The sequence below is a fragment of the Micromonospora sp. NPDC018662 genome (genome assembly GCF_044391475.1).
Classification (GTDB): Bacteria; Actinomycetota; Actinomycetes; order Mycobacteriales; family Micromonosporaceae; genus Micromonospora.
In genome coordinates this window covers 53,765-79,223 of the sequence record NZ_JBISAC010000004.1, presented here as the reverse complement: position 1 = coordinate 79,223, position 25,459 = coordinate 53,765, and the positions used below count along the sequence as shown (strand labels likewise).

At 69.8% G+C, this 25,459-nt stretch carries 24 protein-coding genes, 1 tRNA gene and 2 pseudogenes; 14 read left to right on the top strand and 13 right to left on the bottom strand.

The window, feature by feature from the left end; translation table 11 throughout:
- The first annotated feature begins 30 nt into the window (after positions 1-30).
- From ACH495_RS14025 to ACH495_RS14010, 4 genes are read left to right on the top strand one after another with little or no spacing between them, the layout of a single operon-like run.
- Positions 31-1,170 carry an ABC transporter substrate-binding protein gene (locus ACH495_RS14025; protein WP_396858111.1) on the top strand — a complete coding sequence of 380 codons (1,140 nt, stop codon included), beginning with the start codon at positions 31-33 and terminating at the stop codon, positions 1,168-1,170.
- Between the two features lie 30 nt (positions 1,171-1,200).
- Complete coding sequence (locus ACH495_RS14020; protein WP_343442607.1) at positions 1,201-2,022, top strand: N-acyl homoserine lactonase family protein; 822 nt, start codon at positions 1,201-1,203, stop codon at positions 2,020-2,022.
- An 11-nt stretch (positions 2,023-2,033) separates the two neighbouring features.
- Positions 2,034-2,774 carry a glutamine amidotransferase gene (locus ACH495_RS14015; RefSeq protein ID WP_343442608.1) on the top strand — a complete coding sequence of 247 codons (741 nt, stop codon included), beginning with the start codon at positions 2,034-2,036 and terminating at the stop codon, positions 2,772-2,774.
- The gene (locus tag ACH495_RS14010; protein WP_396858110.1) at positions 2,771-3,694 is read left to right on the top strand and encodes a ribokinase; all 924 of its coding nucleotides are present in this window, start codon (positions 2,771-2,773) and stop codon (positions 3,692-3,694) included. Before ACH495_RS14015 ends, ACH495_RS14010 begins: the two co-directional genes overlap by 4 nt.
- 220 nt (positions 3,695-3,914) lie before the next feature.
- Here ACH495_RS14010 and ACH495_RS14005 read toward each other — a convergent pair whose 3' ends face one another.
- The 4 genes from ACH495_RS14005 to ACH495_RS13990 form a co-directional block, all read right to left on the bottom strand.
- Positions 3,915-5,093, bottom strand: coding sequence for a helix-turn-helix domain-containing protein (locus ACH495_RS14005; protein ID WP_396858109.1), 1,179 nt, complete (start codon positions 5,091-5,093; stop codon positions 3,915-3,917).
- Positions 5,080-5,265 carry a hypothetical protein gene (locus ACH495_RS14000; RefSeq protein WP_396858108.1) on the bottom strand — a complete coding sequence of 62 codons (186 nt, stop codon included), beginning with the start codon at positions 5,263-5,265 and terminating at the stop codon, positions 5,080-5,082. The genes ACH495_RS14005 and ACH495_RS14000 overlap by 14 nt, the downstream gene beginning before the upstream one ends.
- Before the next feature lie 62 nt (positions 5,266-5,327).
- A complete protein-coding gene (locus ACH495_RS13995) occupies positions 5,328-6,539 on the bottom strand; it encodes a helix-turn-helix domain-containing protein (RefSeq protein ID WP_396858107.1) in 1,212 nt (403 codons plus the stop codon).
- A 203-nt stretch (positions 6,540-6,742) separates the two neighbouring features.
- A complete protein-coding gene (locus ACH495_RS13990) occupies positions 6,743-7,672 on the bottom strand; it encodes a phosphotransferase enzyme family protein (RefSeq protein ID WP_396858566.1) in 930 nt (309 codons plus the stop codon).
- A gap of 31 nt (positions 7,673-7,703) precedes the next feature.
- Here ACH495_RS13990 and ACH495_RS13985 point away from each other — a divergent pair.
- A pseudogene (locus ACH495_RS13985) lies at positions 7,704-8,626 on the top strand (tyrosine-type recombinase/integrase); the annotation flags it as partial.
- Positions 8,627-8,895: 269 nt separating this feature from the next.
- On the opposite strand, the gene ACH495_RS13980 reads toward ACH495_RS13985, so the two are convergent.
- Positions 8,896-10,059 (bottom strand): helix-turn-helix domain-containing protein, encoded by a 1,164-nt coding sequence (locus tag ACH495_RS13980; protein ID WP_396858565.1) that lies wholly within the window; start codon positions 10,057-10,059, stop codon positions 8,896-8,898.
- 365 nt (positions 10,060-10,424) lie between these two features.
- Here ACH495_RS13980 and ACH495_RS13975 point away from each other — a divergent pair, with 365 nt between their 5' ends.
- A complete protein-coding gene (locus ACH495_RS13975; protein WP_396858564.1) occupies positions 10,425-11,846 on the top strand; it encodes an XRE family transcriptional regulator in 1,422 nt (473 codons plus the stop codon).
- Positions 11,847-11,849: 3 nt separating this feature from the next.
- Here ACH495_RS13975 and ACH495_RS13970 read toward each other — a convergent pair whose 3' ends face one another.
- Entirely contained in the window at positions 11,850-12,416 is a 567-nt protein-coding gene (locus tag ACH495_RS13970; RefSeq protein WP_396858106.1) for an NUDIX hydrolase, read from the bottom strand.
- Between the two features lie 410 nt (positions 12,417-12,826).
- Between ACH495_RS13970 and ACH495_RS13965 the strand changes: the two genes are divergently transcribed.
- Positions 12,827-13,399 carry a hypothetical protein gene (locus ACH495_RS13965; RefSeq protein WP_396858105.1) on the top strand — a complete coding sequence of 191 codons (573 nt, stop codon included), beginning with the start codon at positions 12,827-12,829 and terminating at the stop codon, positions 13,397-13,399.
- A 374-nt stretch (positions 13,400-13,773) separates the two neighbouring features.
- Here the strand turns inward: ACH495_RS13965 and ACH495_RS13960 are convergent, their stop codons facing one another.
- Entirely contained in the window at positions 13,774-14,499 is a 726-nt protein-coding gene (locus ACH495_RS13960; RefSeq protein WP_396858104.1) for a hypothetical protein, read from the bottom strand.
- A gap of 792 nt (positions 14,500-15,291) precedes the next feature.
- Between ACH495_RS13960 and ACH495_RS13955 the strand changes: the two genes are divergently transcribed.
- From ACH495_RS13955 to ACH495_RS13940, 4 genes and pseudogenes are all read left to right on the top strand, one after another.
- Positions 15,292-15,609 carry a hypothetical protein gene (locus ACH495_RS13955; RefSeq protein WP_396858103.1) on the top strand — a complete coding sequence of 106 codons (318 nt, stop codon included), beginning with the start codon at positions 15,292-15,294 and terminating at the stop codon, positions 15,607-15,609.
- Positions 15,610-16,146: 537 nt separating this feature from the next.
- On the top strand, positions 16,147-17,703 hold the full coding sequence (locus ACH495_RS13950) for a replication initiator (protein WP_396858563.1): 1,557 nt from the start codon (positions 16,147-16,149) through the stop codon (positions 17,701-17,703).
- Positions 17,700-17,897 carry an excisionase family DNA-binding protein gene (locus ACH495_RS13945; RefSeq protein ID WP_396858102.1) on the top strand — a complete coding sequence of 66 codons (198 nt, stop codon included), beginning with the start codon at positions 17,700-17,702 and terminating at the stop codon, positions 17,895-17,897. Before ACH495_RS13950 ends, ACH495_RS13945 begins: the two co-directional genes overlap by 4 nt.
- Positions 17,897-19,189, top strand: a pseudogene (locus ACH495_RS13940) (tyrosine-type recombinase/integrase). Before ACH495_RS13945 ends, ACH495_RS13940 begins: the two are co-directional and overlap by 1 nt.
- Positions 19,190-19,195: 6 nt before the next feature.
- On the opposite strand, the gene ACH495_RS13935 reads toward ACH495_RS13940, so the two are convergent.
- Positions 19,196-19,267 (bottom strand) — tRNA-Val (locus ACH495_RS13935).
- 50 nt (positions 19,268-19,317) lie between these two features.
- Positions 19,318-19,851, bottom strand: coding sequence for a TIGR02611 family protein (locus ACH495_RS13930; RefSeq protein ID WP_396858562.1), 534 nt, complete (start codon positions 19,849-19,851; stop codon positions 19,318-19,320).
- A 273-nt stretch (positions 19,852-20,124) separates the two neighbouring features.
- Between ACH495_RS13930 and ACH495_RS13925 the strand changes: the two genes are divergently transcribed.
- A complete protein-coding gene (locus tag ACH495_RS13925; RefSeq protein WP_007457244.1) occupies positions 20,125-20,556 on the top strand; it encodes an SsgA family sporulation/cell division regulator in 432 nt (143 codons plus the stop codon).
- Positions 20,557-20,634: 78 nt separating this feature from the next.
- Here ACH495_RS13925 and ACH495_RS13920 read toward each other — a convergent pair whose 3' ends face one another.
- Entirely contained in the window at positions 20,635-21,411 is a 777-nt protein-coding gene (locus ACH495_RS13920) for a glucose 1-dehydrogenase (protein ID WP_396858101.1), read from the bottom strand.
- A 163-nt stretch (positions 21,412-21,574) separates the two neighbouring features.
- On the opposite strand from ACH495_RS13920, the gene ACH495_RS13915 reads away from it, so the two are divergent.
- A complete protein-coding gene (locus ACH495_RS13915) occupies positions 21,575-22,489 on the top strand; it encodes a helix-turn-helix transcriptional regulator (protein ID WP_396858100.1) in 915 nt (304 codons plus the stop codon).
- A 7-nt stretch (positions 22,490-22,496) separates the two neighbouring features.
- Positions 22,497-22,952, top strand: coding sequence for an Rrf2 family transcriptional regulator (locus ACH495_RS13910; protein ID WP_107159310.1), 456 nt, complete (start codon positions 22,497-22,499; stop codon positions 22,950-22,952).
- On the opposite strand, the gene ACH495_RS13905 is transcribed toward ACH495_RS13910, so the two are convergent.
- From ACH495_RS13905 to ACH495_RS13895, 3 genes are read right to left on the bottom strand one after another with little or no spacing between them, the layout of a single operon-like run.
- Positions 22,953-23,567 (bottom strand): malonic semialdehyde reductase, encoded by a 615-nt coding sequence (locus ACH495_RS13905; RefSeq protein ID WP_396858099.1) that lies wholly within the window; start codon positions 23,565-23,567, stop codon positions 22,953-22,955.
- Positions 23,561-24,124, bottom strand: a complete 564-nt coding sequence (locus tag ACH495_RS13900) for a flavin reductase family protein (protein WP_396858098.1) — start codon at positions 24,122-24,124, stop codon at positions 23,561-23,563. The genes ACH495_RS13905 and ACH495_RS13900 overlap by 7 nt, the downstream gene beginning before the upstream one ends.
- Positions 24,121-25,455: an LLM class flavin-dependent oxidoreductase gene (locus ACH495_RS13895; protein WP_396858097.1), complete on the bottom strand. Its 1,335-nt coding sequence runs from the start codon at positions 25,453-25,455 to the stop codon at positions 24,121-24,123. The genes ACH495_RS13900 and ACH495_RS13895 overlap by 4 nt, the downstream gene beginning before the upstream one ends.
- Positions 25,456-25,459: the final 4 nt, after the last annotated feature.

The window sequence follows — 25,459 nt, the reverse complement described above, 5'->3', positions numbered from 1 at the left end:
CTGGAAGCTCTTCTGAGAAGGAGCACGACTATGTCATTCCCCCACTCGGCCTCCCGAACAAGCCGGAAGCTGGCCCTCGGTCTCACCGTCGCCGCGCTCGCCCTGGCTGCCACCGCCTGCAACTCCGACGCCGACTCCGGCCCTGCCGAGGACGGCACCACCACGATCCGGCTGGGCATCTCCCCGTTCCAGGACACGATGATCCCGATCATCGCCGAGGAGAAGGGGTGGTTCAAGGCAGCCGGGCTCAACGTCGAGCTGAAGTCGCTCGCCTGGGACGCCATCATGCCGGCGGTCGCCTCCGACGGCGTGGACGCCGCGATCAACAACACCACCGGCGTGGTCTCGGTCGCCAACAAGGCCCCCAACGTCGTCTACTGGTACGCCTGGAACCCGTTCACCGAGGGCTCGGCGCTGATGGGCAAGAAGGGCTCCGGCCTGAAGCCCCTGGACGAGTACGTCGCCGATGGCCTCTCCGAGGCCGACGCCCGCGCCGAGACGTTCAAACAGCTCAAGGGGCGGACCATCGTCACCACCATGTCGACCGACATGGGCAAGCAGGTGGTCGCCGCGCTGGAGTCGGTCGGGCTCTCCCAGAAGGACGTCAAGATCGTCGACCTGGACCCGGACCAGGGGCTGGCCGCGTTCCTCAGCGGCACCGGGGACGCCTACCTCGGGGGCATCCCGCAGCGGGTGCGGGCGACCGCCGAGGGGATGCCGGTGCTCGCCTCCGGCCCGGACCTCGCCCCGCCGCCGATCAACGGCCTGGTCACCACCACCGACTTCGCCACGGCGAACGAGGAGGCGCTGCTCAAGCTGGTGAACACCTTCCACCGGATCGTCCGCTACTGCGACGCCAACACCGCCGAGTGCGGCAAGATCATTACTGACCGGCTGAACAAGGACACCGGCGCGAACCTGACCGTGCAGGGCTTCCAGGACTTCTGGCAGAAGTTCGAGCTGTACGCGCCGAACGCCAAGGCGACCAAGGAGCTGATCCTCGACCCGGGTGGGGTCTCCTACTGGAAGAAGACCTGGGACGGCGACAACTCCTACCTGACCTCGAACGGCTCCATCCCCAAGGCGGCCGACGCCGGCAAGCACTTCCTGGTCGAGCAGACCTGGAACAAGTACGTCGAGAAGTTCGGCGCGGACGAGACCGGCTTCTGACGGCACCGAGCAACGGACGGGAGAGCTGCGATGCTGCGGATCCACCAGATCGTCACCGGTGAGCTGGAGAGTTCCCTCTCGGTCAGCCTGCTCAACAGTGGCGCACACCCTGACCTGGACCGGTCGCGGGTCCTGCCGTACGGCTTCCGGAACGACATCCGGCGGCGCAACGGGCAGGTCACCGAGGGGGTGATGGTGCCGGTGCCGGTCTGGCTGATCGAGGGCACCGACAAGACCATCCTCATCGACACCGGCCTGGGGGCCATCGACGAAGTGTCGGCGATGCAAAGCCGCTACGGGGTCGACTTCGTCGCCTCCCGCGCGGAGGACCAGGACCTCGTGGCCGGGCTGGCCCGGCACGGGGTCCGTCCCGAGGACGTGGACGTGGTCGTCCTGACCCACCTCCACTTCGACCACGTCGGCAACAACGAGCTCTTCCCCCGGGCGCGGTTCGTCGTGCAACGCGACGAGCTGCCGCAGGCGATCGCCCCACCGTCGTTCTGCATGTTCTACTACCCCGACTACTCCTACAAGATCACCGCCATCCGAGACCGGCTGGACGTGATCGACGGCGACGTCGACATCGCCGACGGGGTCCGCCTGATCAAGATCGGCGGTCACACCCCCGGCTGCATGGTGGTCATGGTCGAGACCGCGCTCGGCACCGTCTGCCTGACCAGCGACGTCATGTACAACTACCGCAATCTTGAGCTCAACTGGCCGATGGGTTCGTTCTGGAACCTGCCCGAGCTGATGCGGGGCTACGCCCGCCTGCACCGCGAGGCGGACGTCATCGTCCCCGAACACGACTGGCAGTTCCGCGAACACTTCCCGAGCGGCACCATCGAATAAGGAGTCCGGCCGTGAGAATTCTGCTGCTCGGAGAGTCGTGGTTCATCCACCTGATCCACCAGAAGGGCTTCGACAGCTTCACCAACAGCGAATACCAGGAGGGCGGCGCGGAGTTCAAGGCCGTCCTGCGGGCCCGGGGCTGGGAGGTGGAGCACATCCCCGCCCACCGCATCGCCGACGACCTGCCCACCACCGTCGAGGACCTCCGCCGGTACGACTGCGTGGTGATCAGCGACGTCGGGGCGAACACCTTCCTGCTCACCCCGGCGGTCTTCCGGACCTCCGCCAGCGAGCCGAACCGGCTCGCCACCATCCGAGAGTACGTCCGCACCGGCGGCGCGCTGCTGATGGTCGGCGGCTACCTCTCCTTCTCCGGCATCGACGGCAAGGCCCGGTACGGGCAGAGCCCGCTGGCCGACCTGCTCCCGGTCGACCTGTGCGGCGGCGACGACCGGGTAGAGGCCCCCGAGGGGGTCCAGCCGAAGGTGCTGACCAGTCACCCGGCCCTGCCCGACCAGCAGACGGAGTGGCCGGCGCTGCTCGGCTACAACCGCACCACCGCCCGCGACGACGGCGAGGTGCTGGTCACCGTCGGCCCGGACCCGCTGATCGCCGTCCGGCAAGTCGGCGCGGGGCGTACCGGAGTCTTCACCTCCGACCTCGCCCCGCACTGGGCCCCGCCGTCCTTCCTGGCCTGGCCCGGCTACCCCGAGCTGTGGGCCCGCCTGCTCACCTGGCTGGCGGCCCGGTGACGGTCCCGGGACCGGCGGCGGACGACCCGGTCGAGGTGCTGGTGGTCGGCAGCGCCAACCTCGACCGGGTGATCCGGCTCGACCGGTTGCCCCGCCCCGGCGAGACGGTGCTGACCGGCGACGCCGAGACCGGTGCCGGCGGCAAGGGCGCCAACCAGGCGGTCGCGCTGGCCCGGCTCGGCCGCCGGGTCGCGCTCCGCGCCGCCGTCGGCCGGGACGCCGGCGGCGAGACCCTGCTGGCCGCCCTGCGCTCCGCCGGGGTCGACGTCTCCCGGGTACGCCGCGTCGACGACGCCCCGACCGGGGAGGCACTGATCCTGCTCGACCCCACCGGCGAGAACTCCATCGTGGTGCTCGACGGCGCCAACCGGCGGCTCGCGCCGGCCGATGTCGCCCCCGCCCACCCGGCACCCGCGGCCGTGCTGGTCCAGTGCGAGATCCCGACGGCGGCGGTGCGCGCCGCCCTCGCCGTCACCGGACCGCTCCGCGTGCTCAACCCGGCCCCGGCCGGGTCGGTCGACGCGGCCCTGCTCGACCAGGTGGACGTGCTGGTGCCGAACCGGATCGAGCTGGCCCAACTCACCGGGCTGTCGGTCGACGACGTCGACGACGCCCGACGGGCCCTCGCGACGCTGCCGGTACGACAGGTGGTGGTCACCCTCGGCGCGGCCGGCGCGCTGGTCCGCGACGGGCACCGGTACGACCTGGTGCCCGCCCCGACGGTGCCGGTGATCGACACCACCGGGGCGGGCGACTGCTTCTGCGGCGCGCTCACCGCGGCCCTGGTGGACGGGACCCCGCTGGCCGAGGCCGCCCGGTTCGCGGCGACCGCCGCCGCGCTCTCCACCCGCGCCGTCGGCGCGCAGGGCGGCCTCCCCACCCGGGCGGACGTCACCGACCTGCTCGCCCGGCTGCCCTGAGCTCCAGCCGGGGCGGCACTCTCAGCCGGGGCGACGCAGGACGAAGGTTTCCGGCTCGGCGCGGCCGTACCAGTCGGTGCGCCGGCCCACGTGGGTCCCGCCGAGTCGCCGGGCGACGCCTCGTTCCCCGGAGCCAGCACCGCGTGGATCACCTCGGTGCCGGTGTGCGCCCGCTCCCGCTCGATGAGGGCCCGGGCGGCTTCGGTGGCGTACCCGGTGCTCACCGGGCGATCGTGGTCGGGGCGCGCGGGTCGCGGGCAACCTCGGCAAGGATGTCCCGGGCGACAGGCCGGTGCGTGATCTCAGCCGGTGCGGTGCGCTCGGCCTCGACCAGCACCCGTGCCGCGTTGCCCGCGTCCCCGGCATGCAGATAGGCGCGGGCGACGTCAAGCAGGTGCGCGGCGCGGTGTTCGGCGGGCAGCCACCGCCAGCCGGCTCGCGCGGTGGCCTTCTCATGCCAGGCGATCGCCTCCTGGGTGTCGCCGGCTTCAACGGCTGCGGTGACGCGGGCCAGGTCGACGGCGGTGGGACCGAATCCGGTGCGGTGGTGGTCGTACCCGTCGCCGACCTGTTCCGCCATGCCGGCGGCCTCGTCGAGCAGCTCCCCGGCGGCGGCCTCGTTCCCGTCCTGCGCCGCCGCCGCGCCGGCTTGAACGAGCAAGGCTCCGCACAGGGACAGCTCCGCCGGCGTGCCGTGCTCGACCGCGGGCGGGGCAATCCGGTACGCGGCACCGAGCGTCACCGCCTTCGCCTCCCGCGCCCGGCCGAGCGCACGCAACACCTGACCGAGCTGCACGGCCGCGGCGGCCACCAACTCCCGGTCGCCGGCGGCGGCGAGCATCGCCCGATCCACCGCCAACCACGCCAGCTCGGCGTCGCCGAGCTTGAGCAACAGAGAAGCGGTGATCCGGTACGCCTCGACGAGCGGCACCCGGCCCGTCACCGGATCCTCAGCGTGGGTGTGCTGCGCGTCGGTGAGCAGGTCCGGCACCAGGTCCACCACCTGCGGGTAGCGGGCGTACTGGAACGTCGTCCACGCGTACCCCACATCTCGCAGCATCCGGTCCACCGGCACCACCGGACGGCGGCCCACCGGCTTACCCAACGGGATCTCGTAGCGGGACAGCGCCGCCCTGATTCGCTCGACGCCATCGCCGCGATTCGCCGCCTTGACCGGTGCAGCGTCCTGGCCGACCAGCGCGGCGGTGTCGACGCGGAGCACCCGGGCGATCTCCTGAAGCGTGGACAGCTTGTCCAGCCGCCGGACGCCCCGCTCGACCTTGTCGACCCAACTCTTCGACTTGCCGAGCCGGTCGGCGAACACCTGCTGTGACAGCTTCCGCCGACCCCGCCAGTAAGCCACCCGCCGCCCCACCGGCAACAACTCAACGCTGCCCACGACGCCACCGCCGATCCGGCACCGCCCGGGTCGTCTCTTCCACCGGGATCCGGTCGGCCTCCGCCTCGGCGAGAAGCCGTCGCTTCGCCGCCTCCCGCTCGGCCGCCTGAATCTGCTCACCCCGGCTGATCGCCGGTTCGCCGCCCTTATCCGGCATCTCCGCCTCCGCCACCTCAGGTGACAGAAAGCTACGGAAGGCTACGGTGCGGAAAGGGTAGGGTTCGTACCCCTACATCACGAGACGAGGCCAACCTTCATCGCGAGGTCACGAGCCTCGTCGCGGGTGGAACGCGGGCCGTCGAGCAGGTCCAGCGTGATCTGGCGGGCGTACCCGTTGAAGCGGATCGTCTCCGGCGCCGACTCGTACGCCTGCCCCAGGAACGCCACGGCCGCTTCCTTGTCGTTCTTGCCGTAGTGCGCCCGCGCGACCTCGATGAGATGGCGCGCCCGTCGTGGCCGCGACGGAATCGCCGCCGCGTCATGGCGACGCGCCTGCCGCACCGCCTCGCCGGACTTCTGCAACTCCACCGCCACCGTCACCGCGTGAGCGCCCATGACGACCCGTGAGAACGACGTCTGCGGCTGGTAGAAGCCTGCCGGCAGGTGACTCGCCACCGCGTCCGCGCGGTCCCAGAATCGCCACGCCCGGCCCTCCTCGCCGGCACGGGCGGCGGTGTAGGCGGCCTCGAAGTTCACCGCGCCCCACAACGCCAGCAGATTGGTGTTGGCATCGGCGATGCGTGGCTCCAGGCCCGACAGGATGTCCAGCGTCACGGCCATGGCAGTGTCCCAGTCCCCCGCGTCCCGGTGCACCTGGCACAGGAACCACCCCGCACCCGCCACCGCCTCCGGGTCCCCGGATTCCTGCGCCGCTACCATCGCCCGGTCCGCGACCCGCCACAGCAGCTCGGCGGCGGGCTGGTAGGCGAGGAACATCTGGGCCAGCCCGAGCGTCTCCGCAAGCAGGGCCTGCGCCTGCCGACGGTCGCCGGCCTCGTACGCCAGGGCGGCGCGTTGCGCATCCCGCAGCAGCCCCGGCAGCAGACCGCCCAGCACCGTTCGATGGTCCGACGCCTGATGGCGTGCCCGCCACGCCGCGTCGAGGCGCGCCCTGAGGCTGGACAGCGGTTCGGGCGGCACGTCGGCGGAGCGGGGAAAGCGATTCACCGCGTCCCGCACCGACGCCAACGCCGGGTGCTCCGGCCCGTTGACCACGGCTGACCGGTCGCTCAACTCCCCGACCAGCGCGGACACGTCGACCTTGAGCGCCCGCGCGATGCGGTCCAGCATGTGCACCCGCGGCGGCAGGATCCGATCCGTCTCCACCGCCTTGATCCACTCGGCGCTCCGACCCACCAGCCCGCCGAGCACCGCCCTCGTCTTCCCGGACCGCTCCCGGTAGACCTTGAGCCGCTGCCCGAACGTCAACTCCGGCAAGGAATCCATCCCGGACCTCCTCGTAGCGCGGACGCACCGCCGGCCTGCCGGCTGCGTCAGTCCACGCTACCGAGCCAGCGGTCACCCCATAAGGCCCACACGCCAGGGACCGCAGCCTTGCGAACTTCGCCGCTCAACCTGCGGCGCCCCGGTCGGCTGGCTGGTCGCGCCGTATCTTGGGCTTACGCTGTTAGTGGCTGGTTGCCGACGTTTCACGCTGTCTTGTGCCCCGGGTGTGCCCCGGAAGGCTTTTTGGCCCCCAAGCGGCCGAGCCATCGGCGCGCATGCTCCAAGCCCACTTCGTTGTCGGCTGCGCTCGTGATTCCGGTCAGATCGTCGTCAACAATGCGGCGGGCGAAGTAGTCAGCCTGCACCGCACCGCGAAACCGCAGCATGGCCAGCAAGCCGTGTTCCACCTCGGCGCGCGTCATCGTCTTGCTCTCTAGGTATGCCTCCACCAGGTAGTCGGCGTTATCGATACCTCCGACATACATCACTGCCGACGCGAGGTCGTACAACAGCGGACCGCTCATCGCGATACTCCAGTCGATCAGTCCGCACTCTCCCGTCATGCGGTCGAGCCGGAATGCCTCTGGAGCCGGATCGGTGTGTAGCAGGCCCCACGACAAAGACCCGACATCAAGCGCCTCGTACCCCGCAAGGGCGGCCGCCACTGAGGGTTGAACCCAAGGGCGAACTGCCAGATGTGCTGCCCGCGCATCGACCCAGTGAAACTGGCCGGCATCCTTGATCGTCACGCTTCTAAGTGCTGCGTGCACTCGCGCCAGGGTTGCCCCGATCAGCCGTTGCTCGTCCGGGCTCCTGCCAAGCAGCCCGCTCCCTGGGACCCAGTTCAACAACCCGAGCGGCACTCCGTCGACATCGGCGACGAGGCTTCCGTGCCTCGTCACTACCGGGGTGCCCGCCGGAACGCCTGCCGCCTCGACGTGAGCCGCGACCTCAAGGCCGCCCATGAAGGACCGGCGCGATCCCGGCGCAACTGCCTTGGCTACCCACCGTTCACCGCCCTCGGAGACGAACCACGTCGCCGAGTTCATGCCGCCGTTGTGCACCTGAACCGCCGCGTTCGCCAGTCCCCAATGGGCCGCGAGACACGCACGCAGCTTCCCGTTATCGATCACCAGCAAGAGTCAAACACCCATCCACCGCAACTGGCTACGAACTCCACCAGCAGGCGAACGAAGGACCAGTAGCAACGAGCGTGCCGACGGTCGGCAGCTTCCTCACCTACTGGCTGGCCGTAGATCATCCAGCCGAACCGGGCACCCCTGACCTACGCCACCTACGAGACGTTCGTCCGCCGCTACATCTCCCCCGGCCTCGGGGCGAAGCGGCTCGACCGGCTCCAGTCCCGCGACGTGCAGACCTGGATCAACCACGTGGCCCGGACCTGCCAGTGCTGCGCCCAGGGCAAGGATGCCGCCCGCCCAAAGCACAAGCGCCGCTGCTGCGCGGTCGGCCGCTGCGGGCCGCCCTGACCCACGCCCAGGCCGAAGACCTCATCACTAAGAACCCGGCCGTGACGGTCAACCTCGCCGCCGTCCGCCGCCGCCGGGGCAAGTCGTGGTCGAGCGATGAGGCCCGGAAGTTCCTGGAGTCCGCGAGAGCAGACGATGATCCGCTCTACGCCGCCTACGCCCTGGTCCTCGTCACCGGCCTCCGCAAGGGCGAAGCCCTCGGACTGACATGGGAGGACATCGACCTCGACGCCGGAGAACTGACCATCGGCCGCCAACTCCAACGCGTACGCGGCCAACTCCTGCACCGCGACACCAAGACCCAGGCGTCCGACGCCACCCTCCGCTTGCCCGACATCTGCCTGACGGAGCTCAAGCTCAGACAGCAACAACGCGACGAGGCCGAAGCAGCCGCCGGCAAGGCATGGCACGAAAGCGGACTCGTCCTGACCACCCGATATGGCACACCGATCGAGCCGCGCAACTTCCAACGCTCCTGGCAGGCGAGGTGCGAGAAAGCCGGCGTCACGCCGATCACCGTCCACGACGCCAGGCGAACCTGCGCCACCCCTCCTGGCTGACCTCGACGTCCACCCCAGAGTCGCACTCAAGCGCCTCGGCGACTCCCTGAGCCGCTGACGAGAACTGCTGACCAAAGCTGCTGGACGACAGCAGAAAGGCCACCTCCCGAAGCCGGGAAGTGGCCTGTGGCCTGCGTGGGCGATACTGGGATCGAACCAGTGACCTCTTCGGTGTGAACTCTCGGCGAGCCGGTCGGATCGGGCTCGACACGAGGTCAAAGGCCTGCTGACGCGCTTCTCGGTCTGGTTCGGCTGGCGCGGTTGCTGTACTTCTCTGCTGTACTTCTCATCCGCGTGTAGCGCCGCTCAGCCGATCCCGAGCGTGGCGGCGAGCTTCGCGATCGTGGTCGGGGCGCGCGGGTCGCGAGCAACCTCGGCCAGGATGTCCCGGGCGACAGGCCGGCACGTGATCTCGGCCGGCGCTGTGCGCTCGGCCTCGGTCAGCAGGCGAGCCGCGTTGCCCGCGTCCCCAGCGTGCAGGTGGGCGCGGGCGATGTCGAGCAGGTGCGCGGCTCGGTGTTCGGCGGGCAGCCACCGCCAGCCGGAACGCGCTGTGGCCTTCTCGTGCCAGCCAATCGCCGCATGAGCGTCGCCGGCCTCGACGGCTACGGCGGCGCGCGCCAGGTCGACGGCGGTGGGCCCGAACCCGGTGCGGTGATGGTCGCAGCCGTCACCGATCTGCTCCGACATACCGGCGGCCTCGTCGAGCAGCTCGCCGGCGACAGACTCCTTACCGTCCTGCGCCGCCGCCAGACTGGCCTGGATGAGCAACGTCCCGCACAGCGACAACTCCACCGGTCCGCCGTACTCGATTACGGATGGAGCCATCCGGTACGCGGCAGCGAGCATCACCGACCTCGCCTCCCGCGCCCTCCCGAGCGCGCGTAACACTTGGCCGAGCTGGACGGCTGCGGCGGCCACCAGCTCCCGGTCGCCGGTGGCGGCGAGCATCGCCCGATCCACGGCCAACCACGCCAGCTCAGCGTCACCGAGCTTGACCAGCAGCGCGGTGACGATCCGGTACGCCTCCACCAACGACGCCCGGCCCGCTTCCGGGGCCCCGGCGTTAGTGCGCTGCGCATTGGTGAGCAGGTCCGGGGCCAGGTCGACCACCTGCGGATAGCGGGCGTATTGAAACGTCGTCCACGCGTACCCCACATCCCGCAACATCCGATCCACCGACACCACCGGGCCGCCTGCCGGCTTGCCCAACGGGATCTCGTAGCGGGACAACGCCGCTCTGATCCGCTCGACGCCGTCGCCGCGACCCTTCGCCTGCACCGGCGCGGCGTCCTGGCCGACAAGCGCGGCGGTGTCGATACGGAGCACACGGGCGATCTCCTGAAGTGTCGACAGCTTGTCCAGCCGCCGCACGCCCCGCTCGACCTTGTCCACCCAGCTCTTCGACTTGCCGAGCCGATCGGCGAACACCTGCTGCGACAACCTTCGCCGGCCCCGCCAGTACGCCACCCGCCGACCGACCGGCAACACCTCAACGCTGCCCACGACGCCACCGCCGATCCGGTACCGCCCGGGTGGTCTCCTCCACCGGAATCCGATCCGCCTCCGCCTGGGCGAGAAGCCGCCGCTTCGCCGCCTCCCGCTCGGCCGCCTGAATCTGCTCACCCCGGCTAACCGCCGACTCATCGCCCATACCTGCCATCTCTCACCCTCCGCCACCTCAGGTGACGGAGAAGCTACGGAAGGCTATGGACGGGCCCCATGGCCAGCGGACATGTCACCGTGACATGGGACGGCTCGACCAGTGCGAGTGGTCGCCATACGCTCTTGGCTTGAACACCATGGGTAGTCGGAATGCGACGCTGGGAGCCGCCGTGCTGCTCGATCCGCTTCGAATACCAGAGGACGCATGGTCACACGGCGAGGTGCTGACCGCCTTGGCCGCCCGCGACATCGGCGGGCTGTTCCGCTGGATCACCAGCCTCACCGGCGCGAGCCAGAGCCGGATCGGGGCCACCGTGGGGCTGGAGCAGGGCTACGTCAGCCGGATCATCGCCGGCCGCAAGGTCACCTCGATAGACGTGTTGGAGCGGATCGCCGACGGATGCCGGATGCCCGACCATGCGCGAATCGCGATGGGCTTGGCACCCCGACAGACCGCGTTGACGGCCGAACCGGGCCGGCTTTCTCCCAATCGGCCCAGCGAACCGCCAGCTACTCGGACCTGGCAAGACGACGTACGCAGTGCCACAGAGCTTTGGCGAGGTGACGTGAACCGTCGAGACGTACTCCGGCAGGTGGCCTTCAGTTCCGCCGGCTACACCCTGCCGGCGTTGCGCTGGTTCACGGCTCCCGATTCGGCCCCGGTGACCCAGCCCGGCCGCAATACCGTCGGTCAACCGCAGATTGACACCATCCGCGCGATGACCGCGACCTACCGCGGGCTGGACAACCAGTACGGCGGCGGGCACGCCCGTGACACCGTCGCCCGCTACCTCCACCAGGAGGTGACCCCGCTGCTCACCGATGGGCGCTACGACCACCCCACCGGCCAACGGCTGCTCAGCGCCGCTGCCGAACTGGCCCAACTCGCCGGATGGCAGGCGTACGACATAGCAGAACACGGCATCGCCCAGCGGTACCTCACCCTCGCCCTGGACTTCGCCCACGCCGCCGGAGACAACGGGCTCGGCGCGGAAATCCTCGCGGCGATGAGCCACCAGGCCACCTACCTGGGCCACACCACCACCGGCCTCGACCTCGCCCGCGCCGCCGGCCAGGCCGCCCGACGCGCCGGGGTCCCCGTCCTGGCCGCCGAGGCCCACGTCATGGAAGCCCACGCCCTGGCCGAGGCCCGTGACGAACGAGCCTGCGCCGCCGCGCTGCACAAGGCCGAACAAGCCCTCGACCGGGCCGACCGCAGCACCGACCCGCAATGGCTCAGCTACTTCGACGAGGCATACCTGTCGGCCAAGTTCGGCCACTGCTTCCACGCCCTCGGCCGCAACACCCACGCCGAACGCTTCGCCGCCCGATCCCTACGCATGGATAACCGCTACGTACGCGGCAAAGCCTTCAACCTCGCCCTACTCGCCAGCATCCACGCCCAACAGGGCGAAGCCGAGCGGGCATGCACCACCGGCGGGGAGGCGTTGAATTTGACCACGCAGCTACGCTCCGCCAGAGCCGTCCGCTACCTCCGAGACCTGCAAAGCCAACTCGTCCCACACCGGCGACTGCCCGCCGTCCGGGTCTTTACCGGCCGCGTTGACGCCACCCTCGGCGCTCGACGCTGACCGTCACAGCTCCTCACGGGCCTTACGCGCGACCAGCTCCAGCACCGCGATCACCGTGCCGGCACCGACGATCTCGCCCCGAGCCACAAGCCGGTAAGCCTCGTCGAGCGGGATCCAGGCGACCTGCTCAGCCTCGTTAACGTCCACCGGCGTGCCGATGTGCTCGGCCTGCCGGGCCAGGAACAGCAGATTCTCGGCGTCGGCCGTACCGACCCACGGCTGGAAGGACAGCAACGGCTCGACGCCTTGAGGGCGCCAGCCGGTCTCCTCCTCAACCTCCCGCACCGCACACGCCGCCGGCTGCTCCTCGCCGTCGACGTAACCGCCGGGCAGCTCCCACACCCATCGGTCGAACACGAAACGGTGCCGCCGCATCAACAGCAGGCGCTCCTGGTCGTCGAGCAAGGCGACCATGGCCGACCGGGGAGCCCGGATCACGTACTGCTCAAAGCGAACCCCGTCGGGCAGCTCGACCTCGGCGATGCTCAGCCGCGCCCGCCTGGTGTCGTCCACGACCCGCTCGCTGTGAATGGTCCACCGGGTCAGCTCCGTCGCCTGCTTCTCCACCACCCTGCCAGTATCCGCACGACCCCCTCCCGGTGCTCGACAGGCAACGCCTACTGGCCGCACCACCCCGGCCGCCCGACCACTCGCTTGTAGGTTCTGGGCGCTCCGTCCGGGCGTGTCCGCGCACGTCTCTGACGTCGGGCGCTGATTCGTAGCCCTCCGTCGCTGGTCTCCGTCGTCCAGCCTGGTTGCTGTCACCGTTGCTGTCGAGAACTACGGGGCCATCGCGCCTGGGACCTCGCCGGACTGTCAGCTTGGGAATCGGATTGAGTGGCAACTCTGGCGCGTGGTGCGAGCTGCGCGTGGCGACACGGCCAGCACAGCCACACTCTACGGTGGACCCCCGCTCGTCGGTGTTGACCCTTGTATCGGACACGTAGCGGGCACGGCTGGCAGCGAGGCAGGATGTTCCGATGGCATGGGAGTGGGTCGGGCCGGTCACCACATGCGTGGTTGGCGTTGCAGGCGTTGCAGGGACCGTGTGGACGGCTGGACGGAGCCGGACTGCGCAGTTGGAGGCTATGCGAATTCAAGGCGAATCACAGAGGACTCATGCACTGACTGCCGAGAAGCGCGTCATCTACGCCAAATATTTGCGCTGCGCCGAGATGTCCATTGACTCTACCGATCGCCTTAAGAGATTGGTAGAGAAGCTTCAAAATCTGAAGTCAAATCCGTCGGAAACCCAGGAGTCCGAGGAACTCGTCCAACTTCGGAAGCTGGCCGAAGCGGAGCATGAACAGTCCGATTCTCATGATAGAGAGTTGGCCGCATTGCGTGCAGAGATTGCCGTAATTGGCGGACCCTTGATTGGTAGCCTCGCAAGTCAGACAAACTCCGCCCTGCACGGGTATTTCGTAAGTGGCGATTTCTCCGAGATAAATGCTTACTTGTCACGCACTGTAGCCGTGATGCACTTAGATCTGGATGTAAGCAAGCCTGACCGCGAGCGGATCATCGAAAGGCTCATCCGAGAGGCCGACTAAGAGTCATCCCGGCACTCCTCTGATACAAAGATCAGCCGACTCCCGTCCTGGGCCGAGGTTGACCTCTCTGTCCCGAAGGAATGATCACGGGGCACGAAGCTGGCTCCGCACGCCCTTCGGCCTGCTGCAAGATCCACGTCCATCCAGGCATGTCCGTCGCTGTTCGCACCGATCGTCACGTAGTTAGTCACCGAAGCTGGGCCTTCGGCCCTGGTGACGGTCAGTTTGGGGACCGCGTTGATCCACGCGGTGTTTGGTCGTTCCAACGAAGATCCAGGCACGGAACGTTCGGCTTTCAACTGTCGGCAGTGCCGCTGTATGCCTCAGTTAACTGCTATATCGGGCACGGCTTGCACGGTCCGGACCGTCACTCGTCAGGCAAAGCCCAACGGAATATGCACGAAGTCGAGAGTCGGGTTCTCGAATTCGCGGACATGGTCCGTGTATCTCAACATGTACCTCATGCGAGACCGCAGACCATTGAAAGCAGAGGATGCGAGAAAAAACCTAGTTTCGCCATGCTCATTCGGGATTCCGGTAACTTCGAAAAAGGCGCACCCACCCTTCTCTACACGCGCAATGCTGTCGATTCCCAGCTTCACGGCGGACGCCTTCTCTAGCTCAGGGAGGTCTTCCGGCCCCTTGTTAAAGGTGTAGTCCCGATCATAGAGGAAAAATGAGTACTTGGCCATCACCTCCCTGTCTCGACGCACAAATTTGCCCACCTCGGGGTATAGGCTACCCTTTCCCGTCTTGCATTCTACAAACACTAATCCCTCATCAAGTAGCGCTACGCAATCGAATTCGTCACCCGGGTCAGCGTCCTTTAGTCTGATCCCAAACCCCGATGCACGCGCAGCGAATTCACGAACGAATAGCTGACTGATATACCATTCGAAGGTATTGGCATACAAGCCTTGCGTCAGCTGAAGGCGCTTTCCGCGACGAGCCCCAATGCTTCGACAAATGGCTAGGTAGCCATTCACCGCGTCAACACTTGACCCCTCTAACTCGGTGTTGCCGAAAGCCATGTCGCGAAGCGTTTTTCGAAATGAGTCTTTCGACATTTCAAAGTAAAGGATGTCCTTCAACGCGCGCACGACATTCGCGTCGTCACAGTCAGGCAGAAGAATATCTCGATCGGACCCCTGCTTCGTAACTTCGTGCCCGCGCTGCATCAGCAGCTGAGATATTTTTGTAAGCACGCCGACGCGCTCCGTCCTAATCCGACGTTCGAGTAGCAGCGACTTTACCTAGGAGAAACCACACCGCCCATCCCTGTCTGCCATCGACCCGCCCTCCTGGGGAGCGGACCGCCGCCCGGCCCGCCACGTCAAGACGGCCTTGACGCACGGGCGGACGCTGGCGGGTCGGGCGGTGGTCTGCTCGGCTCGCCCGGGTCGATGGCAGGCGGGATGGGCTCGCCCCGTAACCACCCACGGACCGCAAGCCGCCGACGGCCTCCCGGCGATCCTGGAGCCGGAGCGCCCCCGCCGGAGGCGCAGTAACCGCAACCCTGTACCCGCCGCCAGTTTGCCGACGCGGCCGGCGTCGCTTCCCTGCGCCGCGCGGGCTCGTGGCCGCGCGGCCCCGGCCGGCTGCCGGCTAACCCTCACCCGATCAACGCTGCGGTCGTCATACGGCGGCCACTCCGGGCTTTCCGCTCTCCGCGCCAGCCGCCGGGCGTGTTGCGTGGCCGGAGTCGGAGCGCCAGCGGAGCGACGGACGCGCGCCCAGGCGGCGGCGCGTGCGGCCCGTTGCGGGCCGCCTTGATAGACGTACAGAAAGTCCTCCCACACAAGCCGGCAGCCAGCCCCGGCCTCGCACGACAACGGGATCCGGGTCGCATAGGCCACCCCACCGTTTCGCCGCCGCCCTGCAAAGATAACGGCGTGGACCGCTTCGAGGGCCGGTGCTGGCTGGACTGGTGGGCGAACTCATCCACCGTCCTCGGCAGCGTCGAGGTGGCCATCGTGATTGCCGCCGTGACCGGCGACTGGGAGGCCGACGGTCGTCTGGTCAGCGCGAGCGACGAGGACTGCGAGGCGTTTGCGTTCCTCTGCGAACTCGATCCGGTCTTCACGCTGCGATTCGAAGACGGAAGTGTTCTCGCCGTCACCGTGCAACCCACGGATGGGCATCGCCGCTTCAGCCTCACTGAGTACACCGGTCCGGTTCAGCGAGCGGTCGTCAACCGCATCGCGCTGTAGGCAGCACCGAACCTGACTGACTCGACGTCAGTTTCGCGTTACGTTGACGTGTCGGTACACGGTGCTACTCTGGCGCTCGTCGAGCACGCCAGCGCGGCCTTCCCGCCGGATCGCTAGACTCGACGTCGGAGATGCCGAGCGGCCTTACTGCCGCTAATGCGGGCCACGTTCTCGCCGGCTCTCGATCGCACCGGCCGCTATGCCGGTCCCCGAATCCGCTGATCGGGCCCAGCACGGTCCTCCTGCCGTCCACGATGGCCCGGATTCGCTTACCTCCACGGGCGGGGCAGCCTGCGGCAACCTGCCGAATGCCGACATCCCAGGCTCCCCACCCGTGCCGGCCCTCATCACTAAGTCCACGAGCGTGAAAAGACATGACCCATCGGCGGGAAGTGGCAACGCCACAATTCCGCCCTCCGGCGTCAGCCGCCCTCTCGGCGGTGCCAGGAGACACGACGAACACCACCAGCGGACACCAGTTCACGGCTGGTGGTGCTTCGCCTCCCGTCCCTGCCACCCCCTGAAGAGGAGACAGCCATCTTCACCACCTACCGCCCCGGCCTCGCCGCCGGCCGTGACGCCCAGGTTCTGCACCGCGCCGCCTCGCCGGAGTTCTCCGGCTGGCTGGAGCACACCCGCCCCGCTGGCGGCTGCGCCCGACCGATCCGCCTCACCGGCACCATCACCGCCGTCGACCGGAACACCGGCCGCATCACCGGCCAGCTACACACCGACGAGCTGCCCGACCGCACGCTCTACAAGGCGTGCGGCAACCGCCGTGAATCGGCCTGCCCGGACTGCGCCTGGGTCTACCAGGGCGACGCCTACCAGGTCGTTTGTCGCGGCCTGACCGGCGGCAAGGGCGTCCCCGCCTCGGTTAGCCGGCACCCGGTCGTCTTCGCCACCTTCACCGCCCCGTCCTTCGGCCCGGTCCACCACCGGCACGTCCCTCGCCACACCTGCCGTAACCGGCATCGCTGCGACTGCCGCCCCGCTCCCTGCCTCGCCCGTAGAGCCGCCGGCACCTGCCGGCATGGGCAGCCCGCGGCGTGCTTCGCTCGGCACGAGGCCAACGATCCGCGGCTCGGCCAGCCGTTGTGCCTGGACTGCTACGACCATGACTACCACGTGGTCTGGAACGGGTTCTCCGGTGAGCTGCGGCGGCGCACCAAGCAGGCGATCGAACGGCACCTCGCCGCCTTCTGCCGCCGACGAGGCATCCCCTTCGTCCGGGTCGTCACGGCCTCGGGCAAGGTCCGTTGGGTGCCCCCCGTGCGGGTGTCGCACAGCAAGGTCGCCGAGATACAGCGCCGAGCAGCGGTGCACTTCCACTGCCTGCTGCGCCTCGACGGCGTCGACCCCAACGACCCGGACGCGCTCGTGCCACCACCGGCCGGCATCACCGTCGACGACCTGGAGGCCGCCGTCCACGCCGCTACCCGCCAGATCACCGTCACCACACCCCCGCACCCCGACCAGCCACAGGGATGGCTGATCGGCTGGGGCGAGCAGGTCGACGTCCGGCGCATCAACACCGCGAGCGGTGAGCTGCCTGACGGCAAGGTCTCCGCCTACCTCGCCAAGTACGCCACCAAAGCGACCGAGGCCATCGGCCACTCCTCCACCCGGCTCACCTCGGCCACGGTCGACGACTACGCCGACCCCGGAGGCGACCACGTCGCCCGTCTCATCGACGCCTGCTGGCACCTCGGCCGCCCCACCCAGACCGACGGGAGCGGTGGCGCCGTAACAGCCGGCGACCGTCAAGACAGCCTTGACACCAAACCGAACGCCTACGCCAGGCTGCGCCGATGGGCACACGTGCTCGGCTTCGGCGGCCACTTCCTCACCAAAGCCCGCCGCTACTCCGTCACCTTCGGCCAACTCCGCGACACCCGCGCGACCTACCGGCGCGGAGAGAACGACGAACCCACCGACACCATCACCGTCGGGACCCTCACCTACATCGGGTCCGGCTGGCTGACCGAAGGCGACGCCCTGCTCGCCAACACCACCGCTCAACAGCGACGCGAGAGCAGACGCATCGGTCGAGAAGAACTCGCCCACGAGGCGTGGCTGGGGGTGGCCGCATGAGCCGACACCTCACCCCGCGCTGGTACTCCCCCGCCGAGGTCGCCGTCCTGCTCGGCTTCGGCATCTCCAAGGTCAAGATGAAGATCGCCACCGGCGAGCTGCGCTCCATCAAGGACGGCAAGTACCGCCGCGTCCTCCCCGAATGGGTCGACGACTACATCCACGAACAGGTCGAGCGCCAGGAGGCCGCCTGATGCCCGGACGCGCCCGAGCCAACGGCGAAGGCTCGATCTTCCCCTACCGCAACGGCTACGCCGCCTACGTCTGGGTCACCAAGCCCGACGGCCGGCGCACCCGCAAGTACGTCTACGGCAAGACCCGCGAGGCAGTCCACGACAAGTGGATCAAACTGCACCAGCAGGCGAAGCAGGGTCCGGTGGCGACAAGCGTCCCTACGGTCGGCAGCTTCCTCACCTACTGGCTGGCCGAGATCATCCAGCCGAACCGGGCACCGTTGACCTACGCCACCTACGAGACGTTCGTCCGCCGCTACATTGCCCCCGGCCTCGGCACGAAGCGGCTCGACCGGCTGCAAGCCCGCGACGTACAGACCTGGATCAACCAGGTGGCCCGCGCCTGCCAGTGCTGCGCCCAGGGCAAGGACGCCGCCACCCGAGGCACAAGCGCCGCTGCTGCGCGCTCGGCCGCTGCTGCCAGGCCATCCCGTCGGCCCGGACGGTCAGCGATATCCGTGCCGCGCTGCGGGCCGCCCTCACCCACGCCCAGGCCGAAGACCTCATCACTAAGAACCCCGCAGTGCCAGTCACCCTCGCCACCGTCCGCCGCCGCCGGGGCAAGTCCTGGTCGAGCGACGAGGCCCGGAAGTTCCTGGAGTCCGCAAGAGCAGACGATGATCCGCTCTACGCCGCCTACGCCCTGGTCCTCGTCACCGGCCTCCGCAAGGGCGAAGCCCTCGGACTGACATGGGAGGACGTCGACCTCGACGCCGGAGAGCTGACCATCGGCCGCCATCTCCAACGCGTACGCGGGCAACTCCTGCACCGCGACACCAAAACCCAGGCGTCCGACGCCACGCTCCTCCTGCCCGACATCTGCCTGACCGCCCTCCAGCTCAGACAGCAGCAACGCGACGAGGCTGAAGCAGCCGCCGGCAAGGCATGGCACGAAAGCGGACTCGTCCTGACCACCCGATATGGCACACCGATCGAGCCGCGCAACTTCCAACGCTCCTGGCAGGCGAGGTGCGAGAAAGCCGGCGTCACGCCGATCACCGTCCACGACGCCAGGCGAACCTGCGCCACCCCTCCTGGCTGACCTCGACGTCCACCCCAGAGTCGCCATGCAGGTGCTCAGGCACGCCCGCTTCTCGGTAACGAGGGAGATCTACACGCAGGTCACATCGACAAAGACCAGAGAAGCACTCAAGCGCCTCGGCGACTCCCTGAGCCGGCGACGAGAACTGCTGTACAAAGCTGCTGTACGCAAGCAGAAAGGCCACCTCCCGAAGCCGGGAAGTGGCCTTTGACCTGCGTGGGCGATACTGGGATCGAACCAGTGACCTCTTCGGTGTGAACGAAGCGCTCTCCCGCTGAGCTAATCGCCCTCAGCGCCTATGACTCTACCCGATCGAGCGACCGGACCAAAAACCGGGCCTCAGTGCGTCGCGAGGTAGTGCAGCGCCCGCGCCACCACGTCGATGCCGAGGCTGTACTTCAGCGACAGCCACACCACCACCGACACGAAGACCAGCCCGACCAGGCCGAGCACGAAGCGCACCGGCAGCGACCGGCTGGTCACCCAACGCGTCCAGGCGTTGACGTGTCGGCGGGTGAACGCGAGCAGTCGGCGGGCCCAGTGGAACTCGACCGCCCAGACGCCGAGGCCGGCGATGACCAGCAGCCAGCCGGGGCCGGGCAGCGGGATGAGCGCGATGCCGACGGTGACCACGATGGCGCCGAGGATGCCGATGAAGATCTTGAGGGCGACCCGCCCGGTGGGGTTGGCGCGGATGAGGTCGAGCGTGGTGTGCAGCCGGCCCCGCCAGCCCCGCCGCGGCGGCGCGGTGGGAGCGGCTGGGGAACGCCCGTCGACCGGCACTTCGTACCCCCGATTTCTGGCTGTTCGGGCCGCATCCTCCGGCGAATCGCCCGCGGCCCGCGACGCCACCGAGGATCCCCTCGTGACCATTTCCACCCCCAGTGTCGCGCGGGACCGTCACCCCTGCTGAGGACTGGACGTTACCGGAGTAAGTCGACGACTGAACCACCCGTTGCCGGGCGGGACGACGGAGTGGGCGGAACCGGAAATCCTACTCGGGGTCTCCCGGCCCCGAAGGCTTTCCGACCCCCTTCCCACCACTGGGTGAAGTCAGCGTATGGCGGAGCGTAGCCAGGAGCAGCACCTGAGTATGGGAAAAGCGGGACACGCGCGTTCCGCAGCGGTGCCGGGGGGAGAACGTCCATGAGTGTCATCCGACCGACGACCGTAGAGGTCGAGACGTCGCTAAGGCTCGTCGCGCCTGACGCCACCGCCTTGCCGGTGCGTGCCAGCCTGCGTTACGACCCTGCTGACCCGTATGCGGTCCATGTCCTGTTCCATGCCGAGTCTGCCGGCGGCGAGGCGGTGAGCTGGTCGTTCGCACGCGAACTGCTGGTCACCGGGCTCGACGAGCCGGCCGGCATCGGTGATGTGCGGGTCTGGCCGTGGGCCACCCCGCGCGGCGACTTCGTCGCGCTGGCGCTGTCGTCCCCGGACGGCAACGCCCTGTTCGAGGTCCCGCGCAGCGTGCTGGTGCGCTTCCTGCGCCGGACCTACGTCGTCGTCCCGCGCGGCCGGGAGGCCGAGCACCTGGACGTCGACACCGCGGTGAACCGGCTGCTCGCCGGTCGCTGACCACGGCGAACCCCGGGGCCGCGCGGATCTGCCGAGTCCGCGCGGCCCCGGGCCGTCTGCACACCCGGGGTACGCGGGTCAGCCGCGCGTGGTGATCCCGCCGTCGACCGGGATGACCGCTCCGGTGAGGTACGCGCCGGCGCGCGAGGCGAGGTAGATCGCGGTGCCGGCCATGTCGTCGGGCCGGCCGATGCGGCCCAGCGGCACCTGCTGCTCGATGGCGGCGCGCGACTCCGGGTCGTCCAGCGCGAACGCCATCATCTTGCTCTCGAACGGGCCGGGCGCGATCGCGTTGACGGTGATCGCCTCGCCGGCGAGCTGGTGGGCGAGGCCGCGGGTGAGCATGTGCACGGCGGCCTTGGTGGCGGAGTAGGCGTACACCTCCATCCACGGCACGCGGATCCCGTCGATCGAGCCGATGTTGATCACGCGGGCCGGGTCGTCGGCGCCGGCGGCGGCGCGCAGCGCCGGCAGCAGCGCGGTGGTGAGCCGGAACACGGCCTTGACGTTGACGGCCCAGAGCTTGTCGAACGCGCTCTCCGGATAGTCCTCCAGCGGGGCGCCCCAGGTGGCGCCCGCGTTGTTGACCAGCACGTGGAGCCGGTCGTGGCGCTGCCGGACGGCCTCGGCCAGCGCCAGTGCGCCGGCGTCGCTGCCCAGGTCCGCCGGGATGGCCTCGCAGTGCCCTTCGGCGGAGAGTTCCTTCGCCACCGCCTCGCACACGTCGGCCTTGCGCGAGGAGATGATCACCCGGGCGCCGGCCCGCACGAAACCGCGCGCGATCATCAGCCCGATCCCCCGCGAGCCGCCGGTGACCAGGACCGTCTTGCCGTCGACCGAGAACAGATCCGTCATGCCCATCCCATCGCCGTCTTCGCCGGGGCCGCGGGCCGGTCACCCGACCCGGGCCTTACCGATCGGTAACCTAACCGTCGGTGGTGTGCTCCGACAAGGGCGTCCGAGCGGGACGAAACCGTCGAGATGCAACGTGCGGCCAGGCCGGTTACCGTCAAGGATGATGGTCACTACCGGTCAGCCCTCCCCGGCCACCCGCACCGGCCTCTCGGACACCCGCCTCGACACCGACGAGATCGTCACCGGCGCGCTCGACGAGCTCACCCCCGCCGCCGGCTGGCACCGGCCGATCCTGCTCGGCCGCGACCTGCTGATCCTGGTCACCCACGGCCACGGCACCGCCGAGCTGGACTTCCGGGCCGTGCCCTGCCGGCCGGGCACACTGCTGCGCGCCCGCCCCGGCCAGGCGCTGCGATGCCTCGGCCAGCAGCTCGACGCCACGGTGGTGAGCTGGGGGCCGAACGTGCTGCGCGGCCTCGACGTCGACCCGGACGCGGTGCCCACCCACCGCCAGCTCGCCGGCGAGGACGAGGACGCGGTGATCAGCGAGGTGACCCAACTGGCCGTGGACGCCGACCGACACGCGCTGGTCCCCGCCGCCGCGGCGCTGCTGCGTCACCAGCTCGCCGTGCTGCTGCTGCGGCTGAGCCTGCTGCCGCACGGCGAGCAGGGGCCGGCGCCGGGGGCCGAGGCGGTGACGTTCCGACGGCTGTGCCGGGAGGTGGAACGCGGCTACCGGCACACCCGCCGGGTCGAGGACTACGCCGCCCGGCTCGGCTGCTCCGTGCGTACCCTGACCCGGGCCTGCCTGGCGGTGACCGGTCGCAGCGCCAAGCAGGTCATCGACGAGCGGGTGGCGTTGCAGGCGTGCCGGCTGCTGGCCGCCACCGACGACCCGATCGCCCGGATCGGCCGGCTGCTCGGTTTTCCCGAGCCGACCAACTTCGGCCGCTTCTTCACCCGGGAGGTCGGGGTGAGCCCGGGGGCCTTCCGGGCGGCCCGGGACCAGCCGCTGCCCGTCCGTCTGGTGCGTCCGCGCCCGCCCGCCGACTCCCCCGCGCCGGCCGGCCGGGCATGATGGCACTGTGCAGATCTCCGCGCGCGGCGACTACGCGGTCCGGGCAGCCCTGAGCCTGGCCACCGCGTACCCCACCCTGCTGTCCACCCAGGCCATCGCGGCGGAGCAGGACATGCCCCGCAAGTTCCTCGAGGCGGTCCTGGCCGACCTGCGCCGGTCCGGGATCGTCCGGGCCCAGCGCGGCGCCGAGGGTGGCTACACGCTGTCCCGGCCACCGCGCGACGTCACCATCGGGCAGGTGTTGCGCGCCGTCGACGGCCCGCTCGCCGGGGTACGCGGGCTGCGTCCCGAGGAGACCCGGTACGAGGGCGCGGCGGAGAACCTGCCCCGGCTCTGGGTGGCGGTGCGCGCCTCGGTGCGGCGGGTGGTCGACGAGGTGAGCCTGGACGAGCTGGTCAGCGGCCGGCTGCCGGCCCACGTGCGGAAGCTGACCACCCAGCCGGACGCGTGGGAGCCGCGCTGATCACAGGGTGGTGACCACCTCGTCGTACGGCAGCCGCGGCAGCCGGGCCCGCCCGACCTCCGGCGCCGGGCGGCCGATGTTCATCAGCAGCAGCACCCGGTGCCGCCCGTCGGGGAAGAACTCGCGTTCCACGCCGGCCGGGTCGAACCCGGCCATCGGGCCGGCGGCCAGCCCGGCGGCGCGTACCCCGACCACCAGGTAGCCGATCTGGAGCGCGGCGTTGAGGCGGGCCTGCGCCTCCCGGCCGGCCGGGTCGCCGGTGAACCAGTCGCGCGCGCCGGGGCGGTGCGGGAACAGTTCGGGCAGCCGGTCGTGCCAGTCCACGTCGGCGGCGAGTACCGCGGTCAGCGGCGCGCTCGCCGTCTTGTCGCGGTTGCCGGCGCTGACGTGCGGCAGCAGCCGCGCCCGGGCCGCCGACGAGCGCAGCAGCAGGACCCGCAGCGGCTGCGCGTTCATCGCGGTGGGGCCGTTGCGGACCAGGTCGTGCACGGCCCGGACCTGCGCCTCGTCGACCGGCTCGGCGGTGAACGCGGTGGCCGTGCGGGCCGCCCGGAACAGCAGGTCCTGGGCGGCCCGGTCGAGCGCGAGCAGCTCGTCGGCGGGCGCGGTCACCACGACTCGGACCAGTCCTCGAGGGTGGTGGTGTAGCGGCCCCGGTGGTGCAGCAGCGGGTCGCCGTCCTCGCCGGCGCCGAGCGCGAGCGGCTCGCCGAGCACGATGGTGTGGTCGCCGGCCTCGATCCGCCGGACCACCCGGCAGAGCAGCACGGCCAGCGCGTCGCCGATCAGCGGCACCCCGAACGGGCCGGTGGTCCAGCCGGGGTGGGCGGTGAACCGGTCGATGCCGCTGGTGGCGAAGATCTGCGCGATCTCCTGCTGGCCGGAGGCGAGCAGGTGCACGGCCACGTGCTCGGCCTGCGCGACGGTCGGCCAGCTCGACGACGCGCGGCCGAGGCAGACCGAGACCAGCGGCGGGTCCAGCGACACCGAGGTGAACGAGGTGGCGGTGAAGCCGGCCGGCGGCAGCGTCGGCAGGAGCCGGTCGCCGCGCAGGCCGGGCGTGGTGACCACGGTGACGGTGGACGCCTGGCGGCGCAGCAGGCCGCGGAACGAGTCGACGTCGACCGGGCGCAGCTCGACGGTGCCGGCGGCCGGCCGGTCCACGGTGGTCACGACGCCACCAGCTCTCGGACGGCGTGGACGCTGGCCGGCCGGGGCAGGCCGTAGTGCTCGCGCAGGGTGCGTCCGGTGTACTCGGACCGGAACAGCCCGCGCCGGCGCAGCAGGGGTACGACGTGGTCCACGAAGGCCTCCAGTCCGTGGGGTAGCAGCGGTGGCATGACGTTGAAGCCGTCGGCGGCGCCCTGGGTGAACCAGAGCTCGATCTGGTCGGCGATCTGCTCCGGCGTGCCGACCACGACGCGGTGCCCGCGCCCGCCGCCGAGCCGGCCGATGAGCTGCCGGAGGGTGAGCCGTTCCCGGCGGGCCAGGTCGACGACGAGCTGGTAGCGGCTCTGGTGGGACTGGACGGTGGTGGCGTCGGGCAGGTCCGGCAGCGGCCCGTCCAGCGGTCGACCGGTGAGGTCCAGCCCGGTCATGCCGGAGAGCTGGGCCAGCGCGTGCTCGGGCACGATCAGCGCCTCCAGTTCGTCGGCGAGGGCACGGGCCTCCGCTTCGGTACCCCCGATGACCGGTGCGATACCGGGCAGCACCTTGATCAGTTCCGGGTCGCGGCCGGCGTCGGCGGTGGCCCGCTTGAGCGCGGCGTAGAACGCCTGGCCGTCGGCGAGCGTCTGCTGGGCGGTGAAGACGGCCTCGGCGTAGCGGGCGGCGAAGGCGATGCCGTCGGCGGACGAGCCGGCCTGCACCAGCAGCGGGCGGCCCTGCGGCGGGCGGGGCGTGTTGAGCGGCCCGGCCACCCGGAACCGCTCGCCGGTGTGCGCGATCTCGTGCACCCGGTCGGTGTCGGCGAAGACGCCGGCGGCGGTGTCGAGCACCAGCGCGTCGTCCTCCCAGCTGTCCCAGAGCTTGATCGCCACGTCGACGTGTTCGGCGGCGCGGCGGTAGCGGTCGGCGTGCGCGGGGTGGTCGTCCAGGTTGAAGTTGCGCGCCTCGCGGGCCTGCGCGGAGGTGACGATGTTCCAGCCGGCCCGGCCGCCGCTGAGGTGGTCGAGCGAGGCGAACGCGCGGGCCAGGTTGAACGGTTCGGTGTAGGTGGTCGAGGCGGTGGCGATCAGGCCGATGCGCTCGGTGACGGTGGCCAGCGCGGCGAGCAGCGTGAGCGGCTCGAAGACGGCCTGGATGTTGTGCCGGACGGCCGGGCCGACGGCCAGCCCGTCGGCGAGGAAGACCGAGTCGAGCGTGCCCCGCTCGGCGATGCGGGCCAGCTCCTGGAAGTGCCGCACGTCGGCGAGGCGGCCGGGGTCGGTACGCGGGTGCCGCCAGGCGGCCTCGTGGTGGCCGACCCCCATCAGGAAGGCGTTCAGGTGCAGGGTGCGGGTCATGGCG

What these genes read in the sequence shown, in the direction of transcription:
- ACH495_RS13920 (WP_396858101.1), bottom strand. Translation starts at nt 21,411, where the DNA reads ATGACGGATCTGTTCTCGGTCGACGGCAAGACGGTCCTGGTCACCGGC.
- ACH495_RS13895 (WP_396858097.1), bottom strand. Translation starts at nt 25,455, where the DNA reads ATGACCCGCACCCTGCACCTGAACGCCTTCCTGATGGGGGTCGGCCAC.
- ACH495_RS13945 (WP_396858102.1), top strand. Translation starts at nt 17,700, where the DNA reads ATGAGCCGACACCTCACCCCGCGCTGGTACTCCCCCGCCGAGGTCGCC.
- ACH495_RS14025 (WP_396858111.1), top strand. Translation starts at nt 31, where the DNA reads ATGTCATTCCCCCACTCGGCCTCCCGAACAAGCCGGAAGCTGGCCCTC.
- ACH495_RS13930 (WP_396858562.1), bottom strand. Translation starts at nt 19,851, where the DNA reads ATGGTCACGAGGGGATCCTCGGTGGCGTCGCGGGCCGCGGGCGATTCG.
- ACH495_RS13965 (WP_396858105.1), top strand. Translation starts at nt 12,827, where the DNA reads ATGGCATGGGAGTGGGTCGGGCCGGTCACCACATGCGTGGTTGGCGTT.
- ACH495_RS13915 (WP_396858100.1), top strand. Translation starts at nt 21,575, where the DNA reads ATGGTCACTACCGGTCAGCCCTCCCCGGCCACCCGCACCGGCCTCTCG.
- ACH495_RS14020 (WP_343442607.1), top strand. Translation starts at nt 1,201, where the DNA reads ATGCTGCGGATCCACCAGATCGTCACCGGTGAGCTGGAGAGTTCCCTC.
- ACH495_RS13995 (WP_396858107.1), bottom strand. Translation starts at nt 6,539, where the DNA reads ATGGATTCCTTGCCGGAGTTGACGTTCGGGCAGCGGCTCAAGGTCTAC.
- ACH495_RS13925 (WP_007457244.1), top strand. Translation starts at nt 20,125, where the DNA reads ATGAGTGTCATCCGACCGACGACCGTAGAGGTCGAGACGTCGCTAAGG.